Origin of the sequence: Mycobacterium sp. (genome assembly GCF_049278535.1) — a bacterium.
GTDB lineage: Bacteria > Actinomycetota > Actinomycetes > Mycobacteriales > Mycobacteriaceae > Mycobacterium.
The window spans coordinates 1-8,797 of record NZ_JBAPMI010000057.1 but is presented as its reverse complement, the minus strand read 5'-3'; the positions used below and the strand labels follow the sequence as shown (position 1 = coordinate 8,797).

The 8,797-nt window shown below is 66.2% G+C and carries 7 protein-coding genes; 6 read left to right on the top strand and 1 reads right to left on the bottom strand.

What is annotated here, in order from left to right; translation table 11 throughout:
• From secD to WAO18_RS03345, 6 genes are all read left to right on the top strand, one after another.
• Positions 1–1,237 (top strand): protein translocase subunit SecD (gene secD, locus WAO18_RS03370; protein ID WP_422203881.1); only part of this gene is annotated, 1,237 nt, incomplete at its 5' end.
• 4 nt (positions 1,238–1,241) lie between these two features.
• Complete coding sequence (secF, locus tag WAO18_RS03365) at positions 1,242–2,528, top strand: protein translocase subunit SecF (RefSeq protein WP_422203879.1); 1,287 nt, start codon at positions 1,242–1,244, stop codon at positions 2,526–2,528.
• Between the two features lie 4 nt (positions 2,529–2,532).
• Positions 2,533–4,197, top strand: coding sequence for an ABC transporter substrate-binding protein (locus WAO18_RS03360; RefSeq protein WP_422203877.1), 1,665 nt, complete (start codon positions 2,533–2,535; stop codon positions 4,195–4,197).
• Positions 4,179–4,733 carry an adenine phosphoribosyltransferase gene (locus WAO18_RS03355; RefSeq protein WP_422203875.1) on the top strand — a complete coding sequence of 185 codons (555 nt, stop codon included), beginning with the start codon at positions 4,179–4,181 and terminating at the stop codon, positions 4,731–4,733. Before WAO18_RS03360 ends, WAO18_RS03355 begins: the two co-directional genes overlap by 19 nt.
• Before the next feature lie 66 nt (positions 4,734–4,799).
• On the top strand, positions 4,800–7,160 hold the full coding sequence (locus tag WAO18_RS03350) for a RelA/SpoT family protein (protein WP_422203873.1): 2,361 nt from the start codon (positions 4,800–4,802) through the stop codon (positions 7,158–7,160).
• Between the two features lie 12 nt (positions 7,161–7,172).
• Entirely contained in the window at positions 7,173–8,186 is a 1,014-nt protein-coding gene (locus WAO18_RS03345) for an NAD-dependent epimerase/dehydratase family protein (protein WP_422203872.1), read from the top strand.
• A 7-nt stretch (positions 8,187–8,193) separates the two neighbouring features.
• Here the strand turns inward: WAO18_RS03345 and WAO18_RS03340 are convergent.
• Positions 8,194–8,797: peptidylprolyl isomerase (locus tag WAO18_RS03340; RefSeq protein ID WP_422203870.1), on the bottom strand; the 604-nt coding region annotated here is incomplete at its 5' end.

Below are 8,797 nucleotides of genomic sequence, written 5' to 3'. Positions count from 1 at the left end.
GTCCACCGCACAGCGGCCGGCCACCGCGCCCGCCCCGACGGACGCGGCGGCGCCGAACGAAGCCCCGTTGCTCCCCCCGATTCAGCCGGGGCCACCGGATCCGCGGCGGGACCTCGCAGAGCGCATCGCCAAAGAACGCGAGTGGCGGCAGAGCACCAACAAGGGCGTGCAATTCCTGGCCCTGCAGTACGAAGCCACTCGGTGCTTCCAGAAGGACATCCTGGCCGGCAATGATGACCCTGACCTGCCGCTGGTGACCTGCGACACTCAGCACAAACAGGCCTACCTGCTGGCGCCGTCGATCATCAGCGGTGACCAGATCGAGAACGCCAGCTCGGGGATGGACCAGCGCAGCGGCGGCTACATGGTCGACGTCCAGTTCAAGAGCGGGGCGGCCAACACCTGGGCGGACTTCACCGCGGCCCACATCGGCACTCAGACCGCGTTCACGCTGGACTCACAGGTGGTCAGCGCGCCGCAGATCCGGGAGGCCATCCCCGGCGGCCGAACCCAGATCAATGGCGGAGACCCGCCGTTCACCGCGAGCAGCGCGCGTGAACTCGCCAACGTCCTCAAATACGGCTCGCTGCCACTGTCATTCGAGTCATCAGAGGCCCAAACCGTCTCGGCGACACTGGGATTGACCTCGCTGCACGCGGGTCTGATTGCCGGCGCCATCGGACTGGGGCTGGTCTTGTTGTACTCGCTGCTGTACTACCGCGCCCTGGGACTGCTGACGGCTCTGTCGTTGGCCGCTTCTGGCGCAATGGTTTTCGCGATACTTGTGCTCCTCGGGCGATATATCAATTACACCCTGGACCTGGCCGGTATCGCAGGTCTGATCATCGGTATCGGCACGACGGCCGACTCGTTCGTGGTGTTCTTCGAGCGCATCAAAGACGAGATCCGCGAAGGCAAGTCATTCCGGTCGGCGATTCCCCGCGGTTGGGGGCGCGCCCGCAAGACGATCCTGTCGGGTAACGCCGTCACGTTCCTGGCCGCCGCCGTGCTGTACTTCCTGGCGATCGGTCAGGTGAAGGGGTTTGCCTTTACCCTGGGGCTCACCACCGCACTGGACACCGTTGTGGTGTTCCTGGTGACCTGGCCGTTGATATACCTGGCCGGCAACTCGAAGACGCTGGCTAAGCCGGCGTTCAACGGACTCGGCGCGGTCCAGCAGATCGCACGCGAGCGGCGGGCGGCGACCGCTGGGGCCTACTCGACGGGACGGGGGTAGCGAGATGGCGGACAAGACCGGCACCGACGACACGACTGCCGTCGAAATCGGTAAAGACAGCACGCGAGTGGTTCGCCCGACCGGCGACGACACCGGCTCGCTGCCACACCACAACTTCTTGTCGCGGCTGTACACCGGTACCGGCGCCTTCGAGGTCATTGGCCGACGTCGGCTGTGGTACGGCGTCAGCGGAGTGATCGTCGCGATCGCGATCCTCAGCATCCTCATTCGGGGGTTCACCTTCGGTATCGACTTCAAGGGCGGCACCACGATGTCGTTCCCGCGTGGCGATGCGACGGTCAGCCAGGTAGAGCAGGTCTATCGGCAGACGCTGGGCAGCGACCCAGAGACCGTGGTGATCGTCGGAAGCGGGTCGTCGGCGACCGTGCAGATCCGGTCGGAGACGTTGTCTAACGAGAAGACCGAAAAGCTGCGCAACGCGCTGTTCGACAAGTACCACCCCAAGGGTCCGGACGGTCAGCCCAACAAGCTGGCGATCTCAGACTCGGCGGTGTCCTCGACGTGGGGCGGGCAGATCACCAAAAAAGCGGTGATCGCCCTGGTGGTGTTCCTGGTGCTGGTCAGCCTGTATATCACCGTTCGGTATGAGCGCTACATGGCGATCTCCGCGCTGACGACCATGGTTTTCGACCTGACCGTCACTGCCGGGATCTACTCCCTGGTGGGCTTCGAAGTCACCCCTGCCACCGTCATCGGCCTACTGACGATTCTGGGTTTCTCCTTGTACGACACGGTGATCGTGTTCGACAAGGTCGAGGAGAACACCCATGCTTTCCAGCACACCACCCGGCGAACCTTCGCCGAGGAGGCCAACCTCGCGGTCAACCAGACATTCATGCGGTCGATCAACACCAGCCTGATCTCGACGCTGCCGGTGCTGGCATTGATGGTGGTGGCGGTGTGGCTGTTGGGCGTCGGCACGCTCAAGGACCTGGCGCTGGTGCAGCTGGTCGGCATCGTCGTCGGCACCTATTCGTCGATTTTCTTCGCCACCCCGCTGCTGGTCACGCTGCGTGAACGCACTGAACTGGTGCGCACCCACACCCGCCGGGTGCTCCGGCGCCGCGGGCCCGACTCAGGAAAGGCTCCGGACAAGGAGCGGGTTCGCACGCGCGCCCAATCGGGCGATGACGAGCCGACGGAGCGGGAGCGTGCGTCGTTTGCCGCCACCGGTGAGGCCGCGCCGAACAAGCCCGTCCCGGGCGCGCGACCGGTGCGCAGCTCTGCCGGCCGCCATGCGCGTCCGACCGGCAAGCAGAACAAACGCTAGCCCGATGATGGTCTGGCGTCGGCGTGCGGCCGTCAGCGCGCTGGCGGTCACGCTTGTGGCAGCCGCGCCGGGCGCGTTAACCGGGTGTTCGGGCAGTCCCGCCGGCCAGGTGGACTATGTCGTCGACGGCGCGCTGGACACCTACAACACCAACACGGTCAGCGGCGCGGCCTCCGCGGGAGCTCAGGCCTTCGCCCGCACGCTCACCGGTTTCGGCTATCACGGCCCCGACGGCCAGGTGGTCGCCGACCACGATTTCGGCACGATCTCGATAGTCGGTGGTTCGCCGCTGGTGCTCGACTACCAAATCGCCGACAACGCAATCTATTCCGATGGGAAGCCGATCACCTGCGACGACCTGGTGCTGACCTGGGCATCGCAGTCCGGCCGGTTTCCCGGCTTCGACGCCGCGAGCCAGGCAGGGTACGTCGACATCACCTCGATCGACTGCCAACCGGGGCAGAAGAAAGCGCGGGTGTCATTCGCCCCTGACCGCAACATCGTCGACTACAACCAGCTGTTCACCGCGACCGCGATCTTGCCGTCGCACGTCGTGGCCGACGAGTTGGGCGTCGACGTGACCGGTGCGCTGCTGGGCAACAACCAACCGGTCATCGCGCGCATCGCGCAGCTGTGGAATACCACCTGGAACCTCAAGTCGGGCATGGATTCCGGCGCGATCGCCAAGCACTTCCCATCGTCGGGGCCATACAAGGTCGAATCGGTGCTGGACGGCGGCGCAGTGGTGCTGGTCGCCAACGACCGGTGGTGGGGCGCCAAGCCGATGACCAAACGCGTCACGGTGTGGCCGCAGAAAGCCGACATCCAGGACCGGGTCAACGACAAGAGCGCCGATGTCGTCGACGTCGCGGCCGGCTCCTCGGGGGCGCTGGCCACACCGGACAACTACCGCCGCACCGATGCGCCATCGGACGGCATCGAGCAGCTGATCTTCGCGCCGCGTGGTCCGCTCGCGGACATCGCCGCGCGCCGCGCCCTCGCGTCGTGCACCCCGCGCGACGTCATTGCACGAGACGCCGCCACACCCATTGCGAACGCGCGTCTGCACACCGCCGTCGACGACGCGATCGGCCAGGCCGAAAACATCCCCGACGCTGGACAATTCATCAAGTCGAACCCCGACGCGGCGCGCGCGGCGTTAGGCAACAAGCCGCTGGCGGTGAAAATCGGCCACCGAGGGCCCAACGCGCGACTGGCCGCGATCGTCGGCGCGATCGCGAAGGGCTGCGGCCCAGCCGGCATCGCCGTCTCCGACGTCACCTCGGACTCCGTTGGACCACAGGCGCTCAAGGACGGCCAGGTCGACGTGCTGCTGGCCAGTACCGGCGGCGCCACCGGTAGCGGTTCGAGCGGGTCGTCGGCGATCGACGCCTACACCCTGCACGCCGGTAACGGAAATAACCTGTCCGGCTATAACAACGGCCAGATCGACGGGATCATCGGCGCGCTGGCGGTGTCGGCCGACCCTGCCGACCTCGTCCGGCTGCTGGCCGAAAGCGCACCGGTGCTGTGGGCCGGCATGCCGACGTTGCCGCTGTATCGTCAGCAGCGCACTCTGCTGGCGTCGAAGAAGATGTACGCCGTCGGCACCAATCCCAGTCGTTGGGGCGCCGGCTGGAACATGGACCGTTGGGTCCTGGTGCGGTGAGTTCGGCCGACCGCGACTCGGCGGCTGATCTGATCACGTCGCTGACCCGGCAGGTCGCTGATTTCCCTTCGGCGGGAGTGCAATTCAAGGATTTGACCCCGGTGTTCGCCGACCGGCGGGGACTGGCCGCGGTGACCGACGCGCTGGCCGAGGTGGCGGCCGGTGCCGATCTGATCGCCGGGATCGACGCTCGTGGATTTCTGATCGGGGGAGCCGTCGCCGCCCGGCTCGGCACCGGCGTGCTGGCGATCCGCAAGGGCGGCAAGCTGCCGCCCCCGGTGCGCACCGAGCATTACCTGCTCGAGTACGGCACCGCGAGTCTGGAACTGCCTGCCGATGGGATCGAATTGGCCGGCCGCAGCGTTGTGATCGTGGACGACGTGCTGGCCACCGGGGGCACGATGGTGGCGGCGCACCGGCTGCTCGAGCGGGCCGGCGCTCGGGTGACAGCGGCCGCGGTGGTTATCGAACTCGCCGGGCTGGGCGGTCGCGAGCATGTCGCGCCGCTTCAGGTGCACAGCCTGTGCGTCGTCTAACACCGGGGCATTGCAGGCCGGGCAACCGGCGATGAACGTTATCCTGAAGCTTCGGAGGTGACGAACGTGGCGGACGACAAGGGTACGGCGATCCAGCCGCCTACCGAGCCGCTCCAGGTCGCCGACATTTCGCCCGCGGCTGAGCCGGGGATCGGACTGAAAGCCCCCAGCAGTGCGTCGCGCCGGGTGCGGGCCCGGCTGGCACGCCGTATGACCGCCCAGCGCAGCACGATCAGCCCGGTGCTCGAACCGCTGATCGCTGTGCACCGGGAGGTCTACCCCAAGGCCGACCTGTCGCTGTTGCAGCGAGCCTACGAAGTGGCCGAGCAGCGGCACGCCAGCCAGTTGCGGCATTCCGGGGATCCCTACATCACTCATCCGCTGGCGGTCGCCAACATTCTCGCCGAGTTGGGCATGGACACCACCACACTGGTAGCCGCTTTGTTGCACGACACCGTCGAGGACACCGGCTACAGCCTGGAGTCGCTATCGCAAGACTTCGGCGAGGAGGTCGGCCATCTCGTCGACGGAGTGACCAAGCTGGACCGGGTGGTGCTGGGCAGCGCCGCCGAGGGCGAGACGATCCGCAAGATGATCACCGCGATGGCGCGCGACCCCCGGGTGCTGGTGATCAAGGTGGCCGACCGCCTGCACAACATGCGGACCATGCGCTTCCTGCCGCCGGAGAAGCAGGCCCGTAAGGCCCGCGAAACACTGGAAGTGATTGCGCCGCTAGCACATCGGCTGGGTATGGCGACGGTGAAATGGGAGTTGGAAGATCTGTCGTTCGCGATCTTGCATCCCAAGAAGTACGAGGAGATCGTGCGACTGGTCGCCGGACGGGCGCCGTCGCGTGACACCTACCTGGCCAAGGTGCGCGCGGAGATCATCGCCACCCTCAACGCATCGAAGATCAGCGCGGTGGTGGAGGGACGGCCCAAGCACTACTGGTCGATCTACCAGAAGATGATCGTCAAGGGTCGCGACTTCGACGACATCCACGACCTGGTCGGCGTCCGGATCCTGTGCGACGAGATCCGGGACTGTTACGCCGCTGTAGGCGTGGTGCATTCGCTGTGGCAGCCGATGGCCGGCCGGTTCAAGGACTACATCGCCCAGCCACGCTACAGCGTGTACCAGTCGCTGCACACCACCGTCGTCGGGCCCGAAGGCAAACCGCTGGAGATCCAGATCCGCACCCGCGACATGCACCGCACTGCGGAATACGGCATCGCCGCGCACTGGCGCTACAAAGAAACCAAGGGCCGCAACGGCGAGCCACATCTACATGCCTCCGCCGAGATCGATGACATGGCCTGGATGCGCCAACTCCTCGACTGGCAGCGGGAGGCCGCCGACCCCGGCGAGTTCCTGGAATCGCTGCGTTACGACCTTGCCGTCCAGGAGATCTTCGTCTTCACGCCCAAGGGCGACGTGATCACGCTGCCCACCGGATCTACCCCGGTGGACTTCGCCTACGCCGTGCACACCGAGGTGGGCCATCGCTGTATCGGCGCGCGGGTCAACGGCCGGCTGGTCGCCCTGGAGCGCAAGCTGGAGAACGGCGAGGTCGTCGAGGTCTTCACCTCGAAGGCCGCCACCGCCGGGCCGTCGCGGGACTGGCAGCAGTTCGTGGTATCGCCGCGCGCCAAAACCAAGATCCGCCAGTGGTTTGCCAAGGAGCGCCGCGAGGAGGCGCTGGAAACCGGTAAGGACGCCATTACCCGCGAAGTCCGCCGCGGCGGACTTCCCCTGCAGCGTTTGGTAAATGGCGGTTCGATGGCGGCGGTGGCCAACGAGCTGCACTACGCCGATGTGTCGGCGCTCTACACCGCGGTCGGCGAGGGACACGTCTCAGCCAAGCATGTGGTGCAACGACTGCTGATCGAGCTCGGCGGAATCGACCAGGCCGAGGAGGATCTGGCCGAGCGCTCAACGCCGACGACGGCCTCACGCCGTCCGCGCAGCGACGATGTCGGGGTGTCGGTGCCGGGCGCTCCGGGCGTTCTGTCCAAGTTGGCGAAGTGCTGCACGCCGGTACCCGGCGACCAGATCATGGGCTTCGTCACCCGCGGCGGGGGAGTCAGCGTGCACCGCACCGATTGCACCAACGCCGCGTCACTGCAACAGCAGTCCGAGCGGATCATCGAGGTGCACTGGGCGCCGTCACCGTCGTCGGTGTTCCTGGTGGCCATTCAGGTCGAGGCACTCGATCGGCACCGGCTGCTGTCGGATGTGACCCGCGTGCTGGCCGACGAACGAGTGAACATCCTGTCGGCCTCGGTGACCACCTCCGCCGGTGATCGAGTGGCGATCAGCCGCTTCACTTTTGAGATGGGCGATCCCAAGCATTTGGGACACCTGCTCGATGTGGTCCGCAATGTCGAAGGCGTCTACGACGTCTACCGAGTGACGTCAGCGGCCTAATTGGCCCAAACCATGCCGCCAGAAAACAACCCCGTAGCGGTAGCCGGGCAGCGTGCGCTGGTGATGGGCGCCAGTGGCAATGTCGGTGCGTGCGTGACCCGGCATCTTGCGGCCAACGGCGCCGACGTCCGGGTGCTGTTACGGAAGTCCAGCTCCACCAAAGGAATTGACGGTCTGGACGTCGAGCGCTGTTACGGCGACCTTTTTGACACCGCGGCGGTCGCCGCCGCGATGGCGGACCGTGACGTTGTCTACTACTGCGTCGTCGACACCAGGGCGGAGTTGAGAGACCCCGCTCCACTGTTCAAAACCAACGTTGAAGGTCTGCGCAACGTCCTCGAGGTGGCGGTGCGCGCAAACCTTCAGCGGTTCGTTTTCCTGAGCACCATCGGCACCATTGCCGTTGGCGCCAACGGCGAATCCGTCGACGAAGACACCCCTTTCAACTGGTCGGACCAGGCCGGCAGCTACATCGAGTCGCGGCGCGCAGCTGAGGAGCTGGTGCTCTCCTACGACGCGGATCATGGGCTGCCAGCCGTGGTGACCAACGTGTCGAATCCGTACGGGCCACCCGATTGGCAACCGCGCCAAGGGATGTTCGTCAAGCTGGCGGCCCAGGGCAAGTTGCCGTTCTATGTTCGCGGCGTCGGTTCGGAAGTGGTCGGCATCGACGACGTCGCCGACGGACTGCTGTTGGCGTCTCAACGAGGACGAATTGGCCAGCGCTACATCATCTCTGAGCGCTACATGACCCAGCGGGAGCTGGTCACGGTCGCGGCGCAGGCCGTCGGTGCGCGGCCGCCGCGGCTCGGGATTCCGATGGCGTTGGTGTATGCGTTTGCCCGGATGTCGGATGCCGCTGGACGGTTGATGCACCGCGACTTTCCGATGAGTATGCAGAGCGCCCGGCTCGTCGAACTGACCTCACCGGCCAGTCACGCCAAGGCGACACACGAACTCGGCTGGCATCCGACACCCACTGAAGATTCAATCGAGCGGGCGGCCCGCGCCTACCTCGAGCGCTAGACCGACGTCAGTCCCGCCGCGCGGACGTGATCGTGACCTCGTTGGCGGGCGGCCCGTCGTCGCCACCGCCGGAGACACCGGCCGCGGCGATCTTGTCGAGAACCGCCAGTCCCGCCTGGTTGATCGTGCCGAACACGGTATAGGCCGGCGGTAGCAACGAATCACGGTAGACCAGGAAGAACTGGCTGCCGTTGGTGCCAGGTCCGGCGTTGGCCATCGCCAGTGTGCCCCTTGGGTATACGACCGGCTGCTTGAGTGCCGGATCGCCGGGCGGATATTGATCGGTCGGGTACTCGTCGGCGAACTGATATCCCGGTCCACCGGTGCCATCGCCTTTGGGATCGCCGCATTGCAACACCGACAACGCGCGTGACGTGGTCAGCCGGTGGCATTCGGTGTTGTCGAAGTACGCCCCCTGGGCCAGGGTGACGAAACTGCTGACGGTGCAGGGCGACTCGTTATTGGCGAGCTGCAGACCGATCCGGCCGCGGTCGGTGACGACGGTCAGCCCGACCCGAGCGGGATCGGCCGATGCCTTGCCGGTGGGCGGCGCCGGCGCCGCTTTGGCGGCCGCATCGGCGGACCGCGGGTACTGGCAGTTGGCTCCCACC

Excerpts from the sequence above, each read along its gene's own strand:
- secF (WP_422203879.1), top strand. The coding sequence starts at position 1,242 with ATGGCGGACAAGACCGGCACCGACGACACGACTGCCGTCGAAATCGGT.
- WAO18_RS03360 (WP_422203877.1), top strand. The coding sequence starts at position 2,533 with ATGATGGTCTGGCGTCGGCGTGCGGCCGTCAGCGCGCTGGCGGTCACG.
- WAO18_RS03345 (WP_422203872.1), top strand. The coding sequence starts at position 7,173 with ATGCCGCCAGAAAACAACCCCGTAGCGGTAGCCGGGCAGCGTGCGCTG.